This is a genomic window from Acinetobacter piscicola, assembly GCF_002233755.1.
GTDB classification, from domain to species: Bacteria; Pseudomonadota; Gammaproteobacteria; order Pseudomonadales; family Moraxellaceae; genus Acinetobacter; species Acinetobacter piscicola.
Window position 1 is genome coordinate 284,737 of the sequence record NZ_NIFO01000001.1, and the last position, 22,831, is coordinate 307,567.

At 37.3% G+C, this 22,831-nt stretch carries 25 protein-coding genes; 7 read left to right on the forward strand and 18 right to left on the reverse strand.

Annotated elements, in window-relative coordinates; translation table 11 throughout:
* Positions 1-463: 463 nt before the first annotated feature.
* Positions 464-688 (forward strand): hypothetical protein, encoded by a 225-nt coding sequence (locus tag CDA10_RS06250; protein ID WP_089604754.1) that lies wholly within the window; start codon positions 464-466, stop codon positions 686-688.
* A 215-nt stretch (positions 689-903) separates the two neighbouring features.
* On the opposite strand, the gene CDA10_RS06255 is transcribed toward CDA10_RS06250, so the two are convergent.
* Together CDA10_RS06255 and CDA10_RS06260 are read right to left on the reverse strand one after the other, a co-directional pair.
* Positions 904-1,578: a hypothetical protein gene (locus CDA10_RS06255; RefSeq protein WP_089604755.1), complete on the reverse strand. Its 675-nt coding sequence runs from the start codon at positions 1,576-1,578 to the stop codon at positions 904-906.
* Between the two features lie 99 nt (positions 1,579-1,677).
* Positions 1,678-2,367, reverse strand: coding sequence for a putative quorum-sensing-regulated virulence factor (locus CDA10_RS06260; protein ID WP_089604756.1), 690 nt, complete (start codon positions 2,365-2,367; stop codon positions 1,678-1,680).
* Positions 2,368-2,843: 476 nt separating this feature from the next.
* Between CDA10_RS06260 and CDA10_RS06265 the strand changes: the two genes are divergently transcribed.
* From CDA10_RS06265 to rnk, 3 genes are all read left to right on the forward strand, one after another.
* Entirely contained in the window at positions 2,844-4,067 is a 1,224-nt protein-coding gene (locus tag CDA10_RS06265) for an alpha/beta hydrolase family protein (protein WP_089604757.1), read from the forward strand.
* A gap of 174 nt (positions 4,068-4,241) precedes the next feature.
* On the forward strand, positions 4,242-5,495 hold the full coding sequence (gene glyA, locus CDA10_RS06270) for a serine hydroxymethyltransferase (protein ID WP_089604758.1): 1,254 nt from the start codon (positions 4,242-4,244) through the stop codon (positions 5,493-5,495).
* A 164-nt stretch (positions 5,496-5,659) separates the two neighbouring features.
* Positions 5,660-6,064: a nucleoside diphosphate kinase regulator gene (gene rnk / locus CDA10_RS06275; protein ID WP_089604759.1), complete on the forward strand. Its 405-nt coding sequence runs from the start codon at positions 5,660-5,662 to the stop codon at positions 6,062-6,064.
* Positions 6,065-6,152: 88 nt separating this feature from the next.
* On the opposite strand, the gene CDA10_RS06280 is transcribed toward rnk, so the two are convergent.
* The 6 genes from CDA10_RS06280 to CDA10_RS06305 form a co-directional block, all read right to left on the reverse strand.
* Positions 6,153-7,697 carry a DUF4139 domain-containing protein gene (locus tag CDA10_RS06280; protein ID WP_089604760.1) on the reverse strand — a complete coding sequence of 515 codons (1,545 nt, stop codon included), beginning with the start codon at positions 7,695-7,697 and terminating at the stop codon, positions 6,153-6,155.
* Between the two features lie 513 nt (positions 7,698-8,210).
* On the reverse strand, positions 8,211-8,618 hold the full coding sequence (locus CDA10_RS06285) for a DUF3106 domain-containing protein (RefSeq protein WP_089604761.1): 408 nt from the start codon (positions 8,616-8,618) through the stop codon (positions 8,211-8,213).
* A complete protein-coding gene (locus CDA10_RS06290; RefSeq protein WP_089604762.1) occupies positions 8,608-8,934 on the reverse strand; it encodes a hypothetical protein in 327 nt (108 codons plus the stop codon). The genes CDA10_RS06285 and CDA10_RS06290 overlap by 11 nt, the downstream gene beginning before the upstream one ends.
* A complete protein-coding gene (locus tag CDA10_RS06295) occupies positions 8,927-9,541 on the reverse strand; it encodes an RNA polymerase sigma factor (RefSeq protein ID WP_167374957.1) in 615 nt (204 codons plus the stop codon). Before CDA10_RS06295 ends, CDA10_RS06290 begins: the two co-directional genes overlap by 8 nt.
* A 155-nt stretch (positions 9,542-9,696) precedes the next feature.
* Positions 9,697-10,473, reverse strand: a complete 777-nt coding sequence (locus CDA10_RS06300) for a TrmH family RNA methyltransferase (RefSeq protein WP_089604763.1) — start codon at positions 10,471-10,473, stop codon at positions 9,697-9,699.
* Positions 10,474-10,579: 106 nt separating this feature from the next.
* Positions 10,580-11,554, reverse strand: coding sequence for a class 1 fructose-bisphosphatase (locus CDA10_RS06305; protein WP_089604764.1), 975 nt, complete (start codon positions 11,552-11,554; stop codon positions 10,580-10,582).
* Between the two features lie 175 nt (positions 11,555-11,729).
* Between CDA10_RS06305 and CDA10_RS06310 the strand changes: the two genes are divergently transcribed.
* Positions 11,730-11,915: an NF038105 family protein gene (locus CDA10_RS06310; RefSeq protein WP_089604765.1), complete on the forward strand. Its 186-nt coding sequence runs from the start codon at positions 11,730-11,732 to the stop codon at positions 11,913-11,915.
* Between the two features lie 194 nt (positions 11,916-12,109).
* Here the strand turns inward: CDA10_RS06310 and pal are convergent, their stop codons facing one another.
* The 7 genes from pal to ybgC all read right to left on the reverse strand — a co-directional run bounded on the left by pal (position 12,110) and on the right by ybgC (position 17,498).
* Complete coding sequence (gene pal, locus CDA10_RS06315) at positions 12,110-12,679, reverse strand: peptidoglycan-associated lipoprotein Pal (RefSeq protein ID WP_089604766.1); 570 nt, start codon at positions 12,677-12,679, stop codon at positions 12,110-12,112.
* A 61-nt stretch (positions 12,680-12,740) separates the two neighbouring features.
* The gene (tolB, locus tag CDA10_RS06320) at positions 12,741-14,024 is read right to left on the reverse strand and encodes a Tol-Pal system beta propeller repeat protein TolB (protein WP_089604767.1); all 1,284 of its coding nucleotides are present in this window, start codon (positions 14,022-14,024) and stop codon (positions 12,741-12,743) included.
* A gap of 101 nt (positions 14,025-14,125) precedes the next feature.
* Positions 14,126-14,566: a hypothetical protein gene (locus tag CDA10_RS06325; protein ID WP_089604768.1), complete on the reverse strand. Its 441-nt coding sequence runs from the start codon at positions 14,564-14,566 to the stop codon at positions 14,126-14,128.
* An 83-nt stretch (positions 14,567-14,649) separates the two neighbouring features.
* Entirely contained in the window at positions 14,650-15,915 is a 1,266-nt protein-coding gene (gene tolA, locus CDA10_RS06330; RefSeq protein WP_089604769.1) for a cell envelope integrity protein TolA, read from the reverse strand.
* Positions 15,916-15,918: 3 nt separating this feature from the next.
* Entirely contained in the window at positions 15,919-16,368 is a 450-nt protein-coding gene (gene tolR, locus CDA10_RS06335; RefSeq protein ID WP_089604770.1) for a protein TolR, read from the reverse strand.
* On the reverse strand, positions 16,368-17,066 hold the full coding sequence (gene tolQ / locus CDA10_RS06340) for a protein TolQ (RefSeq protein ID WP_089604771.1): 699 nt from the start codon (positions 17,064-17,066) through the stop codon (positions 16,368-16,370). Before tolQ ends, tolR begins: the two co-directional genes overlap by 1 nt.
* A gap of 24 nt (positions 17,067-17,090) precedes the next feature.
* Entirely contained in the window at positions 17,091-17,498 is a 408-nt protein-coding gene (gene ybgC / locus CDA10_RS06345) for a tol-pal system-associated acyl-CoA thioesterase (RefSeq protein WP_089604772.1), read from the reverse strand.
* Positions 17,499-17,801: 303 nt separating this feature from the next.
* Between ybgC and CDA10_RS06350 the strand changes: the two genes are divergently transcribed.
* Both CDA10_RS06350 and CDA10_RS06355 read left to right on the forward strand, forming a co-directional pair.
* Positions 17,802-18,683 carry an arylamine N-acetyltransferase family protein gene (locus tag CDA10_RS06350; RefSeq protein WP_089604773.1) on the forward strand — a complete coding sequence of 294 codons (882 nt, stop codon included), beginning with the start codon at positions 17,802-17,804 and terminating at the stop codon, positions 18,681-18,683.
* Between the two features lie 68 nt (positions 18,684-18,751).
* A complete protein-coding gene (locus tag CDA10_RS06355) occupies positions 18,752-19,627 on the forward strand; it encodes an arylamine N-acetyltransferase family protein (RefSeq protein WP_089604774.1) in 876 nt (291 codons plus the stop codon).
* A gap of 40 nt (positions 19,628-19,667) precedes the next feature.
* Here CDA10_RS06355 and ruvB read toward each other — a convergent pair whose 3' ends face one another.
* The 3 genes from ruvB to CDA10_RS06370 all read right to left on the reverse strand — a co-directional run bounded on the left by ruvB (position 19,668) and on the right by CDA10_RS06370 (position 22,753).
* Positions 19,668-20,672, reverse strand: a complete 1,005-nt coding sequence (gene ruvB, locus CDA10_RS06360; protein ID WP_089604775.1) for a Holliday junction branch migration DNA helicase RuvB — start codon at positions 20,670-20,672, stop codon at positions 19,668-19,670.
* Positions 20,673-20,689: 17 nt separating this feature from the next.
* Positions 20,690-21,292 carry a Holliday junction branch migration protein RuvA gene (ruvA, locus tag CDA10_RS06365; protein ID WP_089604776.1) on the reverse strand — a complete coding sequence of 201 codons (603 nt, stop codon included), beginning with the start codon at positions 21,290-21,292 and terminating at the stop codon, positions 20,690-20,692.
* 120 nt (positions 21,293-21,412) lie between these two features.
* Positions 21,413-22,753, reverse strand: a complete 1,341-nt coding sequence (locus CDA10_RS06370; RefSeq protein WP_089604777.1) for a deoxyguanosinetriphosphate triphosphohydrolase — start codon at positions 22,751-22,753, stop codon at positions 21,413-21,415.
* Positions 22,754-22,831 lie beyond the last annotated feature (78 nt).

Consider the following 22,831-nt stretch of genomic DNA (forward strand, 5'->3'; position numbering starts at 1 on the left):
TTCGCTTTTAAATTGATTTTGTATCGCGACATTATTATCTACCTATTGCTAGATTTATCAATGCAATAATTGCTATAAAAAAGTTGAATAATGTAAAAGCATCTTGCACTGAAAAATAAATCACACTATATTAAAACTACAGTAGGTCGTTAAGACGCTACGAAGTAGTTGGACAGATCAATGACAGCTTATTGAATTTGCAACAGTTGTTCAAATAAAAAATAGGCACTAGCTATCCAACATTAAAAAACTCGCAGAAATGCGAGTTTTTTCATTTGTAACATTCAGTCAATCAATAATGTAAATTAGATCAAACTTATACAAATTTTTAGAATCAATTTAGCGCTAATATCGAAGCCGTATTAATGTAATTTAACAATGCCATAAAATTTAACATCTCCAAAAGTACTTCAATCCAATAGCGTGATATAAGAAGTAGTGTACGAAATGGAGGGTATGAAAAATGTCTGAAATGATTACAGTGAAGGTCAAGGATCAATACAGTAATGAACTTAATGCTTTAGCATGGTTAAATAAACTGCAAGAACATGATGATGAGTCTTATTCATTATTTCAACGTATTGATCACATTGTGATAGAAGGTGAGAAAATTTTACCGAATATTGAATTGCTTTTTGAAAGTAAAAGCAGTGACAGTATTTATCGTATTATCGAAGAAGTAAATTAACAGCTCTTAACTTTTAAATTAAATTGCAAAGCGTGTTGGATAATTAAGCATTCAATGCGCTTTTTACGCGCCTCATTCATCGTGGATTCAGCAAAAAAGTATGAGTAGAATAATATTTAACACTATATAAAATATTGATATTTAATAATTTAAGTTATTCAAAAATTTATAACTGATTCACAATCAATTTTTAGCTAAATTATTTTTTCAAACAGTTATGAAATACACATGTGTTGTAAAGAACGATTTATTTGTTGCATGTTGAGGTTTAATTCATCACGTGGGATGCGAGTTTCCTGTAAAGCTGTAATCCATTGCATTTGACAGAGTTTAATTTCGCGCACAGATTGGGCGTGTTGAATTTTTAAAATCAATTGTTTTGCCATTAATCCGCAATGTAATTTTAATAAACCCATCATGGTCTGTTTTACTTCTTCAAAATTTAGAAGTGTGTCATTAATTTGAGATAGATTTTTATTTTGTATGGGTTGGGGTGCAGCTGATTCACTTTCTTTTTGCTGATGAATAATCGAATGATCTGTGAATTCATTATTTTTATTTGGCTGTTTATTCTCTTTACATTCATTTTCTACAACGCTATGTGTATTTTTTGAATATACAACTTGCTGATCTAAAACAACTTGATTGTTATTGTTTAGCATATTTTCAATGGTGTGATTTGGGGAGAGTTGGTTCGGAATAATTAAACCCAATTGTTCCAATTGCTGCACAATTTCAGGTGTCGCTAAGCGCTGTTTCATTGCACTATTCAATATTCGAAAATCATCTGTACCAATGAGTAACAGCAATTGTCTTTGACGAGCATTCAGTTGAAATGAACGTTGTTTTAAGGCTTGGATGCCTAAATCAGTCTTAACGTAATGATCCATGAGCCAATCTATTCCCCTTAATAAATTGGCTTTAGGATAAAGCGTGAAAATTACACTAACATGACTATTTTATTACAAATCAAAGGGTTGTTTTGTGATTTACTTCGCGTTTTCTAAGGCTTTGCGTAGATAAGGGTCTAAGTCTTCTTGGCGAAGTAGCCATTGAATATAATCGGCAGGTAAATCTACAATTGCTGTACCACGATGTTTACCAAAATTAATGCTACGTGGGATACGCGCGTCTTCTGAAGCTTCAAACAGTTCTTCAATCGTTTGAATTTTCAATTGATAAATAATATGCATTAAAATATTCGCAGTTAAAATAATATCCGCATCGGCACGGTGTGCGCCTTTTAACATGTCTCGTGCTTTTTCACTGCCTTTACTAATCATATAAATCAGCGCAGAAATATTATGTGCTTCAGCATTTGGCCAAACCAAACGTGCCAATGCTAAGGTGCAAATCGCTTTGATATGCGTTGTATCTACACCACATTGTTGAATTGCACGGATATCATAATCAATATTATGACCAATAATATAAGTGGTATCTTGAGGAAGTTTAAACTCTGAAAAATTTGGTTGACCCACTAGATCAGATTCTAAAATGTGATGTACAGCCATCGAAGCATATGAAATTTTTTCATCACCAATACTATAAAGTTGATCAAAAATAAGTTCACGATCTAAACTCAATTTACCTTGATGAATTTCGACTGGCGCATAAGCAATTTCAATGGGTAAACCATTTAAATTATGTGTTTCGGTATCTAATATGATTGCTTGCATGCATTGCTCCAAAATCAGTGCAAAAGGGTAAACCCCAATAACACTAGCTTTTTTGTGCTTTGAATACAATTCAAAATCAATATTTCACATGATTTTGGCTGATTTCTAGTCTTTTGCTTACTTACTCTATATTCCTTTTTTAAGTTTCAATATTTGATCTTATCCATTTTCAAATATTAGATGAATGAGTAGAAAGGGGTAATATAAACTTTCAAATCACCCATATAAAAAGAGTTATAAAAGGGTAATTGTAAACTGAGCGTTTTTTTAGTTTTGATTAACAGATCAAAGCATTAAAAATATTCATATAGAATTAAGAAAATGTCTTTTTATTGGGCCTTATAAATCGAAATAGTTATTCAATAATTTCAATGAAAAGACTTGCCTAACACATTTTTTTGACGTATTGATGAATAAATATGCGAAGCATGTTTTGCATACAAGATTTCTAAAAATTGTGTTTAAGGATAAGTCACATGAAAAAAAATTTACTGACGGTTTTAATAATAAGTTCGGGGTTACTTCTCAGTGCATGTGATAATGGAGGAGATGGTGGTGGCGGTTCCTCTTCTTTACCAAATGCAGATGTAAATAATATTGCCAACCCAGTTGTGGGTACACCAACAACTTATGCACTGACAGATTTTTCTGCGGCAGCTGCTGAAAGTGTTGTCATGACTTATAAAATGAAAGGAATCAGTGGCACTGAAGTCCAAGCAACTTCATTGGTATTTACGCCGAAAACTGCGGCACCTAAGGCTGGTTGGCCGATTGTGGTGTGGGCACATGGTACAACTGGTGTAGCTGATCAATGTGCGCCAAGCCGAAATGCAATGAATGACTATGTTAAAGGCATGATTTCTAAATTTTTGGCTGAAGGCTATGTGGTTGTTGCTCCTGATTATGAAGGTTTAGGTGAACCAACAGGCAAAGAGTTGCATCCATTCTTAAATTTAAAGAGTGAAGGTTATTCAATTACAGATGCAGTGGTTGCTACTCATAATTGGTTAGGCAATAAAGTTTCTAAGAAATGGGTAACAGTAGGTCATTCACAAGGTGGTCAAGCCGCTTTAGGCGCAGCACAGTATGCAGCTCGCGCTAATTTAGACTATAAAGGCACGGTAGCTGTAGCTCCAGCATCGCAGTTAAGTCTAATTTTAAATGCAGGACAAGCGTCTGTTGCAAATGCAACACCAGATAAGCAGATTCCAGTTTATGCGTCTTTAGATACATTTACCGCTTTAATTGCTGCGGGATTACGCAATCAAAATCCGACACTTGAATACAATCAAGTCTTTAAAACGCCAACGGATCAAATTGCTAAAAATGCAGAAAGCGTTTGTTATGATATTTTAGGTAAGCAGTTTGGTGGAGCTATGGGGCAATATGCGGCTCTGAATGGATCATTGAAAGACTATCCAAGAACCACTGATACCTTTATGTCGTTACCTGTTGTAAAAACATTCTTGGAAAAAGATTCACAACCTTTACAAGTACAAGTCAAAACACCAATCGTGATTTATCAAGGTGGGGCGGATACTACTGTGCCTCAAGTGGCGACTGATGCGTTAATGGGAACTGCGAAAGCATTTGGAACACAAGTGAATTACATTACCAATCCAACTTGGGATCATGGAACTGCTTATGCCTTGAATATTGACAATATTGTTTTTGATGTCAATGAAATGATGGCTAAATAATATTGCTTCAAATGTTCTGAAAATGACTTCTCATTTGAATAGCTCATGTTTTGAAAACATGAGCTATTTTTATTTTAAACTGAGTAAAGTTCATTCTGTTTAATTACAAACTTCATGCTACAATGTGCGCAATCTTAGCACGGCTTAAAAGCCCTAATTCATAGGACCTCGCTAATGTTCGCCAATATCTCTATTTCTGAATTTGATCCTGAATTAGCTCAAGCAATTCAAAACGAAGATGCTCGTCAAGAAGCGCATATTGAGTTAATTGCATCTGAAAATTATTGCTCTCCTGCTGTCATGGAAGCGCAAGGGTCAAAACTTACTAACAAATATGCAGAAGGGTATCCAGGCAAACGCTATTACGGCGGTTGTGAATATGTAGATGTGATCGAGCAATTGGCAATTGATCGTGCTAAAGAATTATTTGGTGCTGATTATGCTAACGTTCAGCCACATGCAGGTTCTCAAGCGAATTCTGCGGTTTATTTAGCCCTTCTTAACCCAGGTGATACTGTATTAGGTATGAGCTTGGCACATGGTGGTCACTTGACACATGGTGCTAAAGTAAGCTTCTCTGGTAAAACGTATAATGCAATTCAATACGGTTTAAACCCTGAAACTGGCGAAATCGATTACGAAGAAGTAGAACGTTTAGCAGTAGAGCATAAGCCACGTATGATCGTTGCTGGTTTCTCTGCGTACAGCCAAATCGTAGATTGGCAGCGTTTCCGTGAAATCGCGGATAAAGTGGGCGCTTACTTATTTGTAGATATGGCACATGTTGCAGGTTTAGTTGCTGCGGGTGTTTATCCAAGTCCAGTACAAATTGCTGACGTAACCACAACGACGACACATAAAACATTACGTGGCCCACGTTCTGGTTTAATCCTTGCAAAAGCAAATGAAGAAATTGAGAAAAAACTTCAATCTGCTGTATTCCCTGGTAACCAAGGTGGTCCATTAGTGCATGCGATTGCTGCAAAAGCAATCTGCTTTAAAGAAGCAATGGCTCCTGAATATAAAGATTATCAAAAACAAGTGGTTGTGAATGCTAAAGCGATGGCTGAAGTATTAATCGCACGTGGTTATGATGTTGTTTCTGGTGGTACAGAAAACCATTTATTCCTATTGTCTTTAATTAAGCAAGACATTACGGGTAAAGAAGCAGATGCTTGGTTAGGCGATGCTCACATCACTGTGAATAAAAACTCTGTACCTAATGATCCGCGTTCTCCATTCGTAACTTCAGGTATCCGTATTGGTACACCTGCTGTGACGACACGTGGTTTCGGTGAAACTGAAGTTCGTGACCTTGCAGGTTGGATTGCAGATATCCTTGACTCTAAAGGTGATGAGGCTGTAATTAATACTGTAAAAGCGAAAGTAGAAGCGGTATGTGCTAAATTCCCAGTTTATGCTTCATAAGCATTAACTTGAGAAAGGCCCCCTTTCAAGGGGGCTTTTTTATTGGGACTGGAAAGACAATAAAATTAAGCACATTGTAAAATACCGATTCAAAAGAGAAAGTAGCTATTTCAAATCATGCTATTGTAGTAAAAATGATGTGAAAGATCATAGGAATAAGAGACATGAATAAACCCAATATTATTATTTCAGAACAAGATTTAAATCGTTTAGAAACCATGTTGGAACATCAAGTTAAACTCACAGATACCATGAAGCATTTAGAAGATGAACTGGCAAGAGCGGACGTTGTGAAGCCGAATCAAATGCCTGCGAATGTCGTGAGTATGAATGCAAAAGTCTTAATTACTCTTGCGCCATCAGAAGAGATGACGGAAGTCCAGCTGGTATATCCACACGATTTTCATGGTGAAAAAGGACAGGTGAATGTGATTGCACCGATTGGTGCTGCAATTCTTGGGCTTGCAGAAGGGCAAGAGATTGAATGGCCACAGCCAGATGGTCATATGATGAAAGTTAAAATTGAGAAAGTGTTGTATCAACCTGAAAGAGAAGGTGATTTTAATTAAAAAAAAGCCATCATGATTGATGGCTTTTTAGTAGAGCATCGTATTTATTCATTAATGCATTTGCAAGAATCTCTTTGCAACTCATCATTTAAAAGCCAGAAGTATAACCTTTGGTTGGGTATTTAAATTGATGTTGTACATCTAACTTAAAGGTCTGTTTAGGCTCTAAACTCATTTGCCATTGATTGATATTTGGCTGCCCATTCCAAGTCGTTGCGCTAGGCGCTAAACTATACGTAGATTGAGTGGTTAATTTACCATTTTGGCTTTGTGGTTCAGATTCAAAAACCGTCACTTGAATTGGATAACTGTGTAAGTTTTGAACTGAATATTGCTGTTTTTGAATGGTTTCAGAACGTGAACGAACAGGATTCTTTTTATCTGTTAAATCTGTGACATTCACTTGAATTTGTTCATCGGTACCAAAGCTCATTTGCAAGGCTTCATCTGCACTATTGTTCCATGTCCTTTGTCCAATATAATCACCATCACGATAGAGTTTAACAATACCTGAAGGCCAGCTACTATCGAGTTTTGCAATTTCTGCATTAATGGTTGCTTGCGTACTTTGTTTTGGAAGTACCCAAACTGAAAGTTTAGCAGGGTATTGTTCAGCACTTAAAGGTAAGAAAATTTGTTGTTGACTACTCGGAATAGAGGCTTTGGTTTCTGAGCGGAACTCTGTGCTAAAATTTAAATCCGATGCTTGAAACTGAGGAAAGCTAGGGCCATTATTTCGAGCAGGGCTTCTGGTTTTTGCAGATGCACTATCCATTGCTAGTTCAGCCATTGCGATAGGGGCAGGAGCAGGTGCAAAAACTGGATGTATTTCAGGTTCATAATAATTTACCCACCACTGCTGAGGTTGAATCTGCTGTACATAACTTTGAGGTGTTGATGTCGATAATGTCAATTTCACATTATTCCAATCTTCCCCAGTTTTCTGCGCAATCATCGCCATACGAGTGAGTTTAAGTTGTTTAGTTTGGGTATTTAACTCTGCTTTATAAGTTGGCTGCCAACGTGCATACGGTATCATATAACTAATCTTGATCTCGCCCTGTTGCTTGGCATTGACATAAAATTTAAGTGTGCGTTGGTTAAAATCACTGTCCCCAATAGCATTCAAATCTTGTTCCAGTTCTTCTAAACGTTGTTCTAATTTTTCTTTTTCAATTTTTGCTTGGTCGATTGCAATAAATGCGACATAAGCATCTTGGCGAACTTTAGGTGCAGAACCTTGTGTCACATTACCGAGGAATTTATTTTGTAATTCAGCAGCTTGGATTATAGAGTTTTGCTCAGAGATTTTCTTTTTCAATGCCTCGATTTGGTTTCGAAGCTGTGTAGATTCATTGCCTGCGGGTTTATCGATGGCACTATCTGTATGTGAAACTGCATTAACTTCAATATTACTACTCTGATATTGCAATTGATTAATATCAAAATTTGCCGCCAGTCCAGTCAGTGTGACTAATTGCTCACCTGTTTGTACGGGAATGGTTCGCTCAATTTTTGCCGAAGTCGGGTAAAGTGTAATTTGTTGAATAGGAGAGTGATTTAAACCCAAAGCGAAGCTATACGTGCTTGGAATGCAGAAAATACTGAGTTGAATGACAAATTTTATATTCATTATCGTGTCCAAAAATAGTAATAGGATCAGTCTTAATGACAAAATGTAGCAGAAAGTTTAAATAAGCTAAATAAAAGAATGCAGTAAAATCAAAAAGATATTATTTTTAACGTCAGTTCGGGATAAACTCTGATGTAAGTTATTGAAAAGATTGATCAGGTACAGCGGAGTCTTATCATTTGAAGTCAGATGTAAGGATTAACCCACTTCGTCTTGCACTTCGCTTGAAATATATTTCAATCTTGTTCAGGTTCGACCTACTTTTCTTTCGGGAAAAGTAGGCAAAACCATTTGTCAGTCGCCAACTCGACAGATACTAGCAAGTACCTAATATATTGCAAAAAAAGTATATTACAGATGTAGTCCGGCCTCGAACAATGCGACTGACGTTTCCGTGTATCATATAGTTGGGAATAGATCTTATTCCGAGCTCAGGTTATTTTTAATGTACTTATGTTGTTACATCACATAAAAAAGCCTCAAATGAGGCTTTTATAAAATATTCATACTCACTTAATGAGAAGTTACAGTAGTGGCTTGATATTTCTGCATATATTCTTCACGAATTTCATTGCGTTGATCAGAAGTCGATGCTTTCTGCATTTTTTTACGCAATTCATTACGTTCAGTTGTGCTCATTTGTTGCCAAACTTCGCGCATTTTTTGTTTATCTTGTTCAGGAAGTTGAGTAAACCAATCCATGCGCTGTTGCAAATTATTATTTTGATCAGCAGGCATTTCTTTTAAATTTTGATAGCGTTTAATGAGGGCTTTCTGTTCATCCTCAGATAAATTATCCCATGTTTCATTGACTTGACTATTCGCATCTTTGGAAAAAATCCAAAAACGTTCAAAGCCAGCAAAACTCGTTTGTAGAAAACCAATAGCACAAAAAGCCAAAGCTAATTTTCTAGCTACCATGGGAATTTTTATCCTCACCAAATACAGATAACATGTCTAAATCTTCCATCATTTGCGGTGAAAGCTTAGGACTAACAATAACTTGTTGCTGATTGTGTGGTTCATTTGATACATCAAATGCATTCGGAATGACCACAAAGCCAGTGATGGCAGCAGCGAGTGCAAAACCAGTCATTTTCCAGGCACCATAACGAGATGTAGGCTTATTCTCAATATGATCTAACACATTATTCATCACAACTGCTTTATTGCGATGATTATGCGCCAGCCCATCAAGCTTAGATGTCACTTGTTTGGTGAAATCATCATTATTCATTCGATGAACCTCCATATGGATTTAGATGTGATAGCGAAGCTCTCAATCCTTGAATCGCCCTGTGATAATGGGTTTTTACGCTACCTTCTGTACAATTCATAATTGACGCTGTGGTTTGGGTATCAAACCCTTCCCAAGCACGTAACATAAAGGCCTGTTGTTGGCGTGTTGGTAACTGACTAATGGCTTCTTGTATTTCTTCAACTGTTACATTTTGATCTAAAAATTGTAGTGGATTCGGAGTCGATTCATCCACAATGTCCATTGCTTCATCATCGTCGCCATCTAAATCAATTTTACGAAATAAAGAAAAAGGGGAAGCGCGTCTCGCTTCTTTACGACGCCAATCTTGTAACTTGTTATTTAAAATGGTGTAAAACAATGGATACCATTCTTCAGTCGATTTCTCTGAATAAGATTTATGTAAGGAAATAAAAGCTTCCTGTACTAAATCCATAGCAATACCATTGTGCCCTTGAGTTGCACTTTCCATCATCACCAAGGCACGACCTGTTACATCGCGCATAAAAAATCTCAGGCGCTGTTCAGCCGTACTCGTTTGAGCACTTACTGTTTCAGCCTGTGACTTCTTGGGTGCTAAGTCCATAGAGATGGAAAATCCCGCCATTGGGTACCCACCATTTTTTAAATTCGTATACATATAACGTTTAAAAAATGGTTTGGGTTGACATTTAAATCAATTATTTTTTTCAGTTTAAATGATTTTTTTCAATAACGGGCAATATTTAAAATAATTTAACGTTATAGGCGTTGACGAACCATTTCAAAGAAACAAATTGAACCTGCAACTGCAACATTGAGCGACTCTTGACCACCTGGTTGAGGAATGGCAACAGATTCAGCATATTTCAATGCAAAGTCTGAAACACCTTGACCTTCATTACCTAAAATCCAAACGCATTGTTTACGCAAGTTTTTCGAATAAAGGCTTTTCGCATCATGCGAGCTTGTGACATATACAGGAATATTGAACTGTTTGATAATGTCTTCAAGTCCAACATTTTCATAGGTTTGTAGTGAAAAATGAGCACCCATACCTGCACGTAACACACGAGGTGACCAAAGCGATGCAGAACCTTTGGTACAGACCACTTGTTCAATTCCTGCTGCTGCTGCTGAGCGTAATAATGTGCCAACATTGCCTGGGTCTTGAACATTTTCTAAAATCAAAGTGTCTTCGTTGAAGTTCAGTGCTTGAGTTGAACTTGGAAGATCAACAATGGCTAAGCAGGCAAGCGTTGTACCTAGAGTGCTTAAATCTTTATATAAAGATTCACTAATAACAAAAACAGCACCTTGATATTGATCAATAATCTCACCAAGATCTTCATGGTCTAAAGCATGTTCAGTGGTAAAAATTGAATTGATTTTACGACCTTTTTCAAGCCAAGCAAGGCTGAGATGTGTACCTTCTAGTACGGTTTGCCCTTGCTTTTTGCGATAAGTATTTTGTTCAATCAAACCACGTAAGTGTTTAATTTTAGGATTGTCTTTTGATTCTAGGAAAATAGTAGGCATGGGAGTGCATCCATAAAAAGTAAGTCGGGGTTGTGCAAAATGCGACAACCCCTCAATGATGTACTCCCTCTAAATTAGAGAGTAGGGAGTAACGAGTATGAATTAATTAGTTATGGTAGCTTGTAACCAATTCAACTTCGTTTTTAGAACCAATCACAACAGGAACACGTTGATGCAATTCAGTCGGTTGAATGTCCATGATACGAACACGCCCTGTAGTTGAAGAACCACCTGCTTGTTCCATAAGCATACTCATTGGATTTGCTTCGTACATTAAGCGTAGACGACCTGCTTTTTGGGGATCTTTTGTATCGTATGGATATAAGAAAATACCACTACGGCAAAGGATACGGTGAATATCGCCCACCATACATGCAACCCAACGCATATTAAAGTCTTTTTCACGTACAGAAGTTTTACCTGCTTGTAATTCACCAATATAGCGTTTTACTGGTGCTTCCCAGTGACGTTCATTTGATGAATTAATTGCATATTCTTTAGTATCTGCTGCGACTTGAATATTTTCAGAAGTGAGCAAAAATTGTTTAGTTTCTGGGTCAAATGTAAAAAATACTGTGCCAGCGCCAACAGTTAAAGCCATCATTGTAGATGGACCATAAAGCACATAGCCTGCTGCAACTTGTTGAGTGCCTGCTTGCATGAAATCTTCAGTTTGCGTCACAGCATTTTTTGCAGGAAGAATAGAGAAAATCGTACCCACACACATATTGATATCGATATTGCTCGAACCATCAAGCGGGTCAAACAACACAAGATATTTACCATTTTCTTGAGCAGGCGTGAAGTCATCAAGTTCTTCTGATGCTAAACCGCCAACGTTTTTATTGATTTTTAAAGCGTCGATTAAATAATCATTTGAAATAACATCCAGTTTCTTTTGTTCTTCGCCTTGAACATTTTCGTTTTGTGCGCTGCCTAATACACCTGCTAAAGCACCTTTTTGCAAAGCCTGATCAATGGTTTTACATGTATTGGCAATCGTTTCAATAACATCAGCAAGTTCAGCTGTTAAGTTCCCTTGTTGTTGTTCTAAATATTGGGATAGGGTGCGATATGACATATCAGTTGTGCTCCAAAAGCAATAAAATTCTATCAAATTAAAGAATGCGACTATTTTAGATGAGTTCGACAGAAAATAAAAATTATCCTGTGTTATTTGTCGTGAAAATACCCTTGAAAGTATTTTATAAAGTGTTATGTTAAATTTATAAGCAAAGGAAATAAGGAGTACTAACATGACAACGGCAAAGTTTGATGCGACTCCAACCGAAAATGAAGGCATTGATTTAAAAGAAATTAGTGCTGAAAATGTGAAAGATGCATGGAAAGATTACGAAGCAAAACCCGAATTCAAAGAATTCAATAAGCACGATATGATTGAATCTATGCAAAGTCACAAGCCTGACGAATCAAAGGCTTAGCGAATTAAAAAGTGCTTATAAATAAAACAGTACTTTTTTGCGGAATAGTTTTTAAAATAAAATTGAATCTGCGTTGAAATAGATGAGGAGAGTCGCTTTAAACAAAGTTGTTACTGTTTTGACTATTTTCAACACAAAATAAATGCCCAATTGAATTGAGCATTTATCAATGATCCAGAAATATTACTTTGACATTATTTTAATAATGGCGGTACAGCTTCGTAGTTAATTTCTACACGACGATTTTCTTTCCAAGCCGCTTCATCATGTCCAGCATTGATCGGCATTTCTTTGCCATAACTTACTGCTTCAAGCTGAGTTGATTTAACACCATTGGTAATTAAATAACTTTCAACCGCTTTCGCACGACGTTCACCCAAAGCCATGTTGTACTCACGCGTACCACGCTCATCTGTATGACCAGTTAAAGCAACTTTAGAATTTGCATTGGCAATTAGGAATTGAGCATGTGCTTGAAGTGTTTGATAATCTTCATTTGAAAGATCACTGCTATCATAATCAAAATGAACAACACGTTTCGCTAAAAATGCTTTATTTGCTTCAGTGACACCTTTAGAAGAAGCACCATTTAAATTTTGAGCATTTAAAGCAGCATCTTCACTTAAACCATTGGTATTCACTGTTGTTGCACCATTAGGATTGGTCCCAGTTTCAACAGTTGCAGCAGGCTTACGACTTGCACAACCTGTCATTACAAGGCTTACAGCCAATAATGGTAAAGCTAAATATTTTATCGAATTCATTTTAATCTCCATGACTTCTTAAATTAACACTATATACACATAAAAATGATTGTTTTAGGGGCTACTTCGGTGCCCAAGCGGGTTCACGTACTTCACCTTGCTCACTTGGTAAATTCATACGGAAACGACCATCTGTAGACATGATTGCCAATAAGCCACGACTTCCTTCACGTGTTGCATAAACCACCATTTGTCCATTTGGAGAGAAACTTGGCGATTCATCTAAACTGGTTGGCGTGAGGATATTGGTAATTCCTGTCGAAATTTCTTGAATCGCAACTTTGTAGTTACTACCCGACGGACGATGTACCAATGCAACATATTTACCATCGGCACTTAGCGTTCCGCGTGCATTAAATGCACCACGGAAAGTTAAACGTTTAGTTGAATCATCCGCAAAGCTATAACGGTAAATTTGCGCAGAGCCACCACGATCAGATGTAAAAATAAATGATTTTCCATCTGGTGAATAACGTGCTTCTGTATCAATTGCGCTATCGTTGGTAAGTCGCTTCACTTGGCGCGACTCTAAATCCATTTGATAAATTTCAGGATTACCATGCATAGATGCAGTAAATAGCATTGATTTGCCATCAGGTGAGAAGCTTGGTGCACCGTTTAAGCCACGGAAACTGGCTAATTTTTCACGTTGGCCTGTTGCCAAATCTTGTATATAAATCGCAGGACGTTTGGTTTCAAAAGAAACATATGCAATTTTTTTCGCATCTGGTGTCCAAGCAGGGGATAGAATTGGATCACGTGAACTTAAAACAGTTTTTGGTTGCTCTCCATCTGTATCTGCAATTTGTAGCGTATAACGCTGTTCTGGCGTTGCAGGATTACGCAATACATAAGCAATTCGACCACTGAAATCACCTTGAATACCCGTCAACGCTTGATAAATTGCATCACTGATCATATGTGCGGCAGAGCGAACACGTGAGGCTGGAATGCTGAGTAATTCATTGAGTAAGAATTTTTGTTTTTCAACATCATACAATTGATAATGAACAGAAAGCGAACCATCTGCATTGGTTTTAGATTCACCTAAGACCACATAAGGAACACCAGCAGCTTTCCATGCTTCTGCATTGACATTGTTAATAGATGCTGTTGCAGGAAGATTTTGTGATGCACTGGTAAAACGACCTGAGCGATTTAAATCCTGTTCTACCACTGGATAAATTGATTGATCATTGCTGAAAGGAATAATCGCAATTTTGGGTGCGGATTCAGGTGCTTTGGCAATTTCCAAATGGAGCTGTGCATAAGAGGTAGTAACGAGTGCAGGACTCAGTGCAGCAATAATTGCTAATCCTAATAGTTGTTTAGGCATGATTTTCATTGGACTTCATGTACTCAAATATTGGTTTTAAACTATGCATAGCTTTGTAGCATAAAGAGATAATTTTAATCTATATAAAGCATGTAATTATGAATAAAAGATTAAAGTAGTTTAGTTTCACTATAAAAAACAAACTCAATTTTATTGCAAAGATGAATTTTACTTTCATCTTTGGGCATATCAAATGGTACGGATTTAAAAATAGCTTTTTTTAATGCTTGAACCGTAATGTCATTATTGCGTCCATTGGTTTGAATTCTTTTAATTTTTCCATCATCTTTAAATTCAACCAGCACCTGTAGATTTTGGTTGGAAGCGGTAAAGGGTAATTTTAGATTATCCATAATTTTCTGTAAATTATTGGTATGGCAAGTGAGTAATTGAGGCGTATTAATCAGTGTTAATGGTAGGTGAGTGACGGTTAAAGGCTCACCTGATGAATCACGGTTTTGTTGACTCTGTGTATCTGTAGCTTGTTCTGCAAAAGTAGCAGGAATGGACAAAGCGAGCGTGCTGATTAAGCTAAAAATTTTCCAATTCATTTTTATTGTCCCTCAAAACACGAATAACTTCAAAATAGCATAAACCCTGCCGAAACAGGGTTTAAAATATTCACTTCAGTATATCACTTCACTGTAAATGAGGCGCTAAAACTGCGTGCTTCACGTTTTGCATCTGGATCGGAAGGCATCGGGAATGGTGCAGCATTTCTGACGGCTTGTTCTACACTGGCTTTCACATCAGGGTCGGAAGCATTCACAATCACAGAAGCAACACCACCACTCTCTGTTAATGTGACCCGAGCAGTTGCTTTTTGTCCAGATGAACCTGCAGGCATCCGCCATGCATTCTTCACTTTGTTTTCAAAGTCCCGTTTCGCTGATGAAGCAATTTTTCTAGCTTCAGCCTTTTTATTGGCAGCAGCTTCTTTGGCTTTTTCTGCCGCAGATGCTTTCTCTTCATCTAATTCACGTGCTAAATCAGCTTTGCGTTTAGCTTCTGCATCAGCTTTGGCTTTGTTTGCTGCATCTGTCTTGGCTTTTGCAGCAGCATCCGCTTTGGCTTTATTTGCCGCATCTGTTTTTGCTTTTGCGGCAGCATCAGCTTTGGCTTTATTTGCTGCATCTGTCTTGGCTTTTGCAACAGCGTCCGCTTTAGCCTTATTTGCTGCATCGGTTTTGGCTTTTGCGGCAGCATCAGCTTTGGCTTTATTCGCTGCATCTGTTTTTGCTTTTGCAGCAGCATCCGCTTTAGCTTGACGCGCTTTTTCTGCTGCTTCTGCATTACGTTTAGCTTGTTCATTAAGTTTCAACTGATGTGCCTTTTCAGCGGCATCGGCTTTGGCTTTTTGAAGAGCTTCCTGTTTTGCTTTCATAACGGCTTCAGCTTTTGCTTTATCCGCAGCATTTTTTGCTTGTAGAACTTTTTCGGCAGCTTCTTGCTTGGCTCTTTCAGCAGCTTCAGCCTTAGCTTGCGCTAATTGAGTGGCTTTTTCTTGTGCCATTTGAGCAGCCGCAGCCTCTTGTTGACGTGCTACCGCTTTGGCTTCTTCAGCCGCCTTTTTCATTTCGGCAGCTTTCGTATCTTCTGGCTTGGGTTTGTTTTCAGCAGGAATTACTGGCGCAGTTGGATTGGGTTCAGCCGTTTGTTTAACTTGCTCAGCAACTTTGGTATCCGCCGTTTCTTCAGAATCTGTTTGTTCTAACGGTTTTGCTTCAAGAGGCGGCAAATCTTCTGGCTTGATTAATACCGTTTTGATCTGTTTAGGTGGTTCAGGTGGCTTACTTAAACCGAGAAAAAGTAAGCCTGTTATTGCCACCACATGGATTCCAAAGGTAAATCCAAGCGCAATTGCTTTTTCTTTAGATTGTGGCTTTTGAATATTTTTCATAACTTACTTTACAGGCTCAGTCAGTAACCCAACTTGGCTTAAACCCGCATCTTGAAGGGCAGCCATGAGTTTGATGACTTCACCATAAGGGCGTGATTCACTACCATTAATTAACACGGTTAATTGTTTTTTGTCAGTTTCAGCTTGTTTTTGATTTTCCACTAAGACTGCTTTTAACTCGTCTAGCGTCATAACTTCATTGTTATGCACTTTGTCTTCGAGTTTGATGGTTCCATCAGCTTCTAAACTCACAATTGCAGGTCTGTCTTCAGATTGAATCGGGTTATTATTGGCCTGTGGTAAATCAACTTTTACCCCAGTGGTAATCATCGGCGCTGTAACCATAAAAATAACCAACAAAACTAACATCACGTCGATATAAGGCACGACATTCATATCACTTTTTAAAGGTTTTTTAATACGGTCAAAACTGCCTGAGCGTCGGATTGCCATTATTCAGCTTCCTGTGTTGTTCCCACAGACTGACGTTGTAACAGCGCCACCATTTCTTCTGCAAATAATGCACGATCTGAATAGATTTCTTCGCCCTTAGCTGTGTAATGGTTAAATGCCAATACAGCAGGAATTGCAGCAAAAAGACCAATCGCTGTTGCAATCAACGCCTCGGCAATACCAGGTGCAACAGTAGCAAGTGTAACTTGGTCTACTTGAGCTAAGCCAATGAATGCATTCATAATGCCCCAAACTGTACCAAATAAACCGACATAAGGTGCAACTGAGCCTATGCTGGCTAAAGCACTTAAACCTTGTTCTAAACGACTTTGGTCACGGCTTAAACCCACGCGTAGAATACGTTCAGTACCTTCGATCATTGACGAAGTTTCTGCATGACGTTTTTTAAGCTTTAAGAACTCACTTAAACCTTGATAAAAAATATCTTCTAAACCATCACGCTTAGAATTAAGTTGAGCATTGTTATATAACGTATTCAGTTCAGCGCCAGACCAGAAGATTTTTTGAAAATGATTATCTCCTTGTCTTGCGCGTTTATAGCCCATATGTAACTTGGCAATCAAATACCAACTAAAAACAGAGGCCAGTACTAAAACCAGCATGACCAATTGAACCACAGGGCTCGCTTGTAAAATTAAATCAGAGATGTGTAGAGAAGATTCTAGTTGTGTTGCCATAAGTTACATGTGCCAATAGTATTTTTATTCGTGAGCTAATTCTCGAAGAATTAAATCACGGATTTCGTCAGGAATTCTACGAGGTTTCATGTCTGTACCTAAACATGCCAATTCCACCTCGCCAGAAGCAAGCATGATTTCACCACGATATATATTTTGTTGCAATACAAATGACGAAGCTTTACATGAAACTACACTTGCTGTAACAGTAATAAGATCGTCCATAAGTATAGGGCGAGAATATTTCAATGCAATTTTATGTACCACAAAATTGTAATCTTTTTGATGCCAATAATGGTCAATACCAGATGCGCGCAACCATTCGGTACGAGCACGCTCCATAAAACGGATATGATTGGCATGATATACGATACCACCAGCATCTGTATCTTCTATATATACACGGATTTGAAATTCAAATTTGTTCGCCATGGTAAATACCCAATTCTATTTTAACCGATGAAATGTGCTGTTTTGCGTAGATTTTTACGATGATTCAGCCTTTGCTTGAAAGCTCGAATCTAAGCGCTGTAAGGCTTGCAAGTTTATCACACAGTTATTTTTGTGAATTGGCACAACACACCAACTTATTTCAATCAAAATAGAAAGACTGTTCTAAAATACGCAATGAAGTAAAACGGTAAAGAGATGTAAAATGTCTATAAGGTCACATTTTTGTCATTCATAATTAGATAAAATACAAAATGTCAGCAGTCAGATAAAAAGAAGAGAGTAATGAATCCCAATATAAGTCTTTCACAACGTTATTTAAATAAATTAGGTATTTCACAAAGTTTAGCTCCTACCTTAGATAATTTAAAAATACTCTTATCTCGACATTTGCATTCGATTCCTTTTGGTAATGTAGATTCATTTTTAGGTAATGAGGTTTCATTAGATATAGAGTATTTAAGTCATAAATTACTTGAACAAGATAGAGACGGCTATTGTTTAGAACACAGTAGTTTGATAGCTATTGCTTTGAGAGAGTTAGGTTATGATGCCTTTAATGTATTGGCTCGTGTGTATTATGAACAAACACCTGTAGAGGCTCCAAATCGTACGCATTTAGTGACAGTAGTTCGATTTGCAGATGATCAATTATTTTTGTTTGATCCTAATTTTGGCGGAATGACACCGACTCAAGTACTTTCTCTTCATTTAATAGATGAAGCGCAGCAAACACCACATGAAAACTTTCGTTTTATTGCAGTATCAGAAACGGGTTTAAGTGAAAAAGCATTAACAGATATGAAAGTGATGCTACAAGTTTATTTAAATGGTCGGTGGTTAAATTTGTATGCTTTGAATCCTGAGCAAATACCTGCAAAATCAGACATCATGATTGCAAATTGGTTCGTTTCAACATCACCACAGTCGTTGTTTACACAAAATCTTATTTTTAGTGTGATTACAGATGAAGGACGCGTGAATTTCAGAAATGGCGCACTTGCGATTTATGGCGAAAACAAAATTGTTAAACGTCAACTAACCAGCTCAGAAGAAATCCAAGAAGTTTTAGCCACAACTTTTAAATTGAATATTCAAAATATTAACTTTCAAAAAATAATGCTGAAATTAGAGCGATTAGGTTTTCCTTCGTTTGATAATCAATAGATATATTAAGTATTGATATTATTATAAAAAGTGTTAATTTTTGTTAAAAATGCAGGAATTTTTCTCTCATGGAAAACACAAACGTACAAGAAACAAAGAAGATCTCACAATTATATTTACAAAAACTGGGTATATTTAACGAAATTATTGAACCAACTTTAGAAAATTTAAATAGGCTCTTAGAGTTACATGTACAAAATATTGCCTTTGGAAATTTTAATCCTTTTCTAGGTTTACCCGTAGAATTAGATATTACAACATTGGTTGAAAAGATTTTAGTGCAAGGTCAAGATGCTTATTGTTTTGAGCATAATGTCTTAGCGAAAAATGTCTTGAATGAATTAGGCTATGATGCTTTTAATTTACTTTGTCGCGTTTATTATAAAAGTCATCCCACTGAATCACCAGCTAAAACACACTTAGTGACTATTGTTCGGTTAAATGATGAGGTGTATTTATTTGATCCGGGTTTTGGGGGAATGACGCCAACAAGTGTTCTGTCGATCCATTCTTTAGAAACATCGCAAGTTACTTTAAATGAGTCATTCCGTCTTATTCAAGTGACAGACAGTGGAATTGCTGAGTCAGCACTATTCGATATGAAATATATGCTTCAAGTTTGTGTTTCTGGTGAATGGGAAAATGTCTATGCGTTTAATCCAGAGCAGATCGCTGCTGATTCTGATATCAAAATTGCAAATTGGTTTATGTCTACATACCCTAAGTGCCCATTTACTCGAAATTTAATTTTATCGATTGTAAAGCAAGATAAACGTTATAATTTTAGCAATGGTGTTTTAAATATTCATCATAAGAATAATCAAACGCAGCAACAGATCGTAAAGAGTGACGATGAATTAAAAGAAATTTTTATTTCAATTTTCAAACTCAACCTTGATGCATTCAATATTGATGATGCTATTCATAAATTTCAAGCGCTTTAACAGAGAGCTTAGGTAAATGAACGGCATCATCAATGGGTATTTAAGCCTTTGGCTCAGGTGGTGTCATTCCAAACTGTAAATAAGCTTGGTTGGTTGCAATACGTCCACGTGCAGTACGCATTGCATAACCTTGTTGAATTAAATATGGCTCAATCACATCTTCCAATGTACCAGAATCTTCTGCCATAGCAGCCGCCAAAGCTTCTACACCCGCAGGGCCTCCATCGAAACGCTCTAATAACATCGATAAATAACGACGGTCTAAGGTGTCTAATCCATCTTTATCAACATTCAGCATATCTAAAGCGCGTTGCGCCATTTCTTGTGTGACTTCACCTGTGCCTTTGACCTGTGCATAGTCACGTACACGACGTAATAAACGGTTAGCAATACGTGGTGTTCCGCGAGCACGGCGCGCAATTTCTAAAGCACCATCTGCTGTCGTTGGTACATTCATTAATAGAGCTGAACGAGCAACAATATGCGTTAAATCTTCAACTGAATAAAATTCTAAACGTTGCACAATCCCGAAACGATCACGTAAAGGTGAGGTCAATAAACCTGCACGAGTTGTTGCTGCAACCAATGTAAATGGTGGCAGATCCAATTTAATAGAACGTGCTCCAGGGCCTTCACCAATCATAATATCAAGTTGGTAATCTTCCATCGCTGGATAGAGAATTTCCTCAATCACTGGTGAAAGACGATGAATTTCATCGATAAATAGAACATCACCTTCTTCAAGATTGGTTAACATCGCAGCTAAATCACCAGCACGTTCTAAGACTGGTCCAGAGGTTGATTTGAGATTACCACCCATTTCACGTGCAATAATATTGGCCAAGGTGGTTTTGCCTAAACCCGGTGGGCCAAATATTAAAGTGTGATCTAGCGCTTCGCCACGACCACGCGCCGCGCCAATAAAAATTTCCATTTGTTCACGAACCACAGGCTGACCGATATAGTCATCGAGTGAAGTCGGGCGAATGGCTCGATCAAAATGATCTTCTGGTTTTTCAGTACCACTGATTAAACGATCTTGCATGATTGTCTTAATCTATCTTATTTATTCATGGATTTAAGGGCAGCACGGATGATATCACTGGCTTCAGTATAGTCTGCTTTAACAGCATTAATCAGTTTTTGAGCCTCTAAAGGTTTATAGCCTAAAGATTGTAAAGCAGCTTCAGCTTCAGCAACGGCTGAATTACCTGTAAATTGAATTTGTGTCGCAGTTGAATTACTGGGTACGACACCAGTAGAAAATGCTTTAAAACGATCACGTAGTTCGATCATCAAACGCTCAGCTGTTTTTGTACCCACACCAGGTACTTTTACCAATGTTTTTACATCACCATGTTCTACAGTATGTACTAACATTTCAACACTTAAAGTTGAAAGAATACCTAAAGCCATTTTAGGCCCAACGCCGTTTACTTTTAGAAGGGTGCGGAAAATAGTTTTTTCTTGAGCATTTGAAAAGCCATATAGCAATTGCGCATCTTCACGAACAGCTAAATGTGTCCATAACGTGACTTTTTGACCTTTTTGCAACTGGCAAAAAGTTGAAAGCGGGGTGTCAATTTCATAACCCACACCATTTACATTTAAAAGTACGGTAGGCGCTTCTAAAGCTAAAACTTCACCAATAAGACATCCGATCATGAATATTGTTCACTTCTAAAAATTGTGAAACTAAGCTGTTTGAAAACCCAGTTTGTTTATTGAATTGTCCGAGTATAACCAAAACTGTGGATGACCTATACTCAAAATGATTCGGATGATTTAAAAGAAACCAACCTTATTGCCTTGTAACTCTTGCGCTAAATTATAAGCTTGATGATCTGAAAATTTACTCACAATATCTAAAACTTGCATAATATTGTCATAGTGATCATCGCTAAAACATGCGCCAAAACGCTCTAAAATAGACATGAGGCGACTATCTTTAAAGCTTAATGTTTTATTGGGTGTGGTTAATGGAATAAATGCATCTAAAATGTGTTGCAAACTTTGATGTGCAATAATTTCCAAACCAGATTTTTGGGGATGTTCAAAAATCTTTTCACGAGCAAGATTTTTAGCACGATCAATGCCAATTTCAATGTCCTGAGCACAATATTGCAACAGCGAACCTTTTAACTGACCTGATAAAATTTGAAAATGGTGTCGTGCAAAAGCAGTGGTGACTTCATCGACTAAACGCTTCATCACACGACCACGCAAAGCAGCAATTTTTTGTTGCCATGTGGTATAAGGCATGCTGAGTTCAGAAGGTATTCCAAAATCACCAATCAAATCTAGAAAAATAGGTTCAACTTCTTCATAGCTGAGCATATTGAGAATAATGCCATCTTCTAAATCAATCAGTGCATAACAAATATCATCTGCTGCTTCTAAAAGATAGGTGAGTGGATGACGACAATAATGATATTCACCAAGCTGAATTAAACCAAGCTGATCTGCTATTTGTTTAAGAATATTTTTCTCAGCTTGGTAACAACCAAACTTTGCACGTTTACTTGCAGGCGTGTCACCTTGCGATTCAATAGTTTTTGAAAGCCAAGGATACTTTAAGTAAGCCCCTAACGTTGCGTAAGTAAGGCGCATACCGCCATCATTAGGATGGTAATCTATCTTGGTCAGTAGTCTTAAACCTTGTGCATTGCCTTCAAATTGGCGTACATCGGCTTGTTGTTCAGGACTCAAATCTTTAAGAAAATCTGTATGTGAGGCATCATCAAACCATTCTCGAATAGCATATTCGCCCGCATGCCCAAAAGGCGGATTACCAATATCATGTGCTAAACATGCTGCTTGAATAATCGCACCAACATCAGCAGGGGAAATCCACACGGGTAATTCATCTTTAATTTTTTCCGCAGCTAACATACCTAGTGAACGTCCAATACATGAAACTTCTAGTGAATGCGTTAAGCGGGTATGGATACCATCATGTTGTGTTAGTGGATGAACTTGCGTTTTACGATTGAGTTGTCTAAAGCTTTGTGAAAATATAATGCGGTCATAATCTTTATGAAAAGGGCTACGTGCCTGTTCTGTATTTTGTTTTTTACTACCCATTCGAACTGTTGAAAGCAGTTCTAACCAACGCATTTGAGTCATTTATCGTTATTCAGTTATTGCTTATGGGTATGATGCCAAATTTATTGAAAATGTACTAGAGTAGGGCGACATAGTTTG

Excerpts from the sequence above, each read along its gene's own strand:
- CDA10_RS06295 (WP_167374957.1), bottom strand. The coding sequence starts at position 9,541 with ATGGACTTAGCACCCAAGAAGTCACAGGCTGAAACAGTAAGTGCTCAA.
- CDA10_RS06300 (WP_089604763.1), bottom strand. The coding sequence starts at position 10,473 with ATGCCTACTATTTTCCTAGAATCAAAAGACAATCCTAAAATTAAACAC.
- CDA10_RS06355 (WP_089604774.1), top strand. The coding sequence starts at position 18,752 with ATGGAAAACACAAACGTACAAGAAACAAAGAAGATCTCACAATTATAT.
- rnk (WP_089604759.1), top strand. The coding sequence starts at position 5,660 with ATGAATAAACCCAATATTATTATTTCAGAACAAGATTTAAATCGTTTA.
- ruvA (WP_089604776.1), bottom strand. The coding sequence starts at position 21,292 with ATGATCGGATGTCTTATTGGTGAAGTTTTAGCTTTAGAAGCGCCTACC.
- CDA10_RS06310 (WP_089604765.1), top strand. The coding sequence starts at position 11,730 with ATGACAACGGCAAAGTTTGATGCGACTCCAACCGAAAATGAAGGCATT.
- tolA (WP_089604769.1), bottom strand. The coding sequence starts at position 15,915 with ATGAAAAATATTCAAAAGCCACAATCTAAAGAAAAAGCAATTGCGCTT.
- ruvB (WP_089604775.1), bottom strand. The coding sequence starts at position 20,672 with ATGCAAGATCGTTTAATCAGTGGTACTGAAAAACCAGAAGATCATTTT.
- CDA10_RS06325 (WP_089604768.1), bottom strand. The coding sequence starts at position 14,566 with ATGAATTGGAAAATTTTTAGCTTAATCAGCACGCTCGCTTTGTCCATT.
- CDA10_RS06290 (WP_089604762.1), bottom strand. The coding sequence starts at position 8,934 with ATGAATAATGATGATTTCACCAAACAAGTGACATCTAAGCTTGATGGG.
- CDA10_RS06265 (WP_089604757.1), top strand. The coding sequence starts at position 2,844 with ATGAAAAAAAATTTACTGACGGTTTTAATAATAAGTTCGGGGTTACTT.
- ybgC (WP_089604772.1), bottom strand. The coding sequence starts at position 17,498 with ATGGCGAACAAATTTGAATTTCAAATCCGTGTATATATAGAAGATACA.
- pal (WP_089604766.1), bottom strand. The coding sequence starts at position 12,679 with ATGAATTCGATAAAATATTTAGCTTTACCATTATTGGCTGTAAGCCTT.
- tolR (WP_089604770.1), bottom strand. The coding sequence starts at position 16,368 with ATGGCAATCCGACGCTCAGGCAGTTTTGACCGTATTAAAAAACCTTTA.
- tolB (WP_089604767.1), bottom strand. The coding sequence starts at position 14,024 with ATGAAAATCATGCCTAAACAACTATTAGGATTAGCAATTATTGCTGCA.
- CDA10_RS06260 (WP_089604756.1), bottom strand. The coding sequence starts at position 2,367 with ATGCAAGCAATCATATTAGATACCGAAACACATAATTTAAATGGTTTA.
- CDA10_RS06250 (WP_089604754.1), top strand. The coding sequence starts at position 464 with ATGTCTGAAATGATTACAGTGAAGGTCAAGGATCAATACAGTAATGAA.
- CDA10_RS06255 (WP_089604755.1), bottom strand. The coding sequence starts at position 1,578 with ATGGATCATTACGTTAAGACTGATTTAGGCATCCAAGCCTTAAAACAA.
- CDA10_RS06350 (WP_089604773.1), top strand. The coding sequence starts at position 17,802 with ATGAATCCCAATATAAGTCTTTCACAACGTTATTTAAATAAATTAGGT.
- CDA10_RS06280 (WP_089604760.1), bottom strand. The coding sequence starts at position 7,697 with ATGAATATAAAATTTGTCATTCAACTCAGTATTTTCTGCATTCCAAGC.
- glyA (WP_089604758.1), top strand. The coding sequence starts at position 4,242 with ATGTTCGCCAATATCTCTATTTCTGAATTTGATCCTGAATTAGCTCAA.
- CDA10_RS06305 (WP_089604764.1), bottom strand. The coding sequence starts at position 11,554 with ATGTCATATCGCACCCTATCCCAATATTTAGAACAACAACAAGGGAAC.
- tolQ (WP_089604771.1), bottom strand. The coding sequence starts at position 17,066 with ATGGCAACACAACTAGAATCTTCTCTACACATCTCTGATTTAATTTTA.
- CDA10_RS06285 (WP_089604761.1), bottom strand. The coding sequence starts at position 8,618 with ATGGTAGCTAGAAAATTAGCTTTGGCTTTTTGTGCTATTGGTTTTCTA.
- CDA10_RS06370 (WP_089604777.1), bottom strand. The coding sequence starts at position 22,753 with ATGACTCAAATGCGTTGGTTAGAACTGCTTTCAACAGTTCGAATGGGT.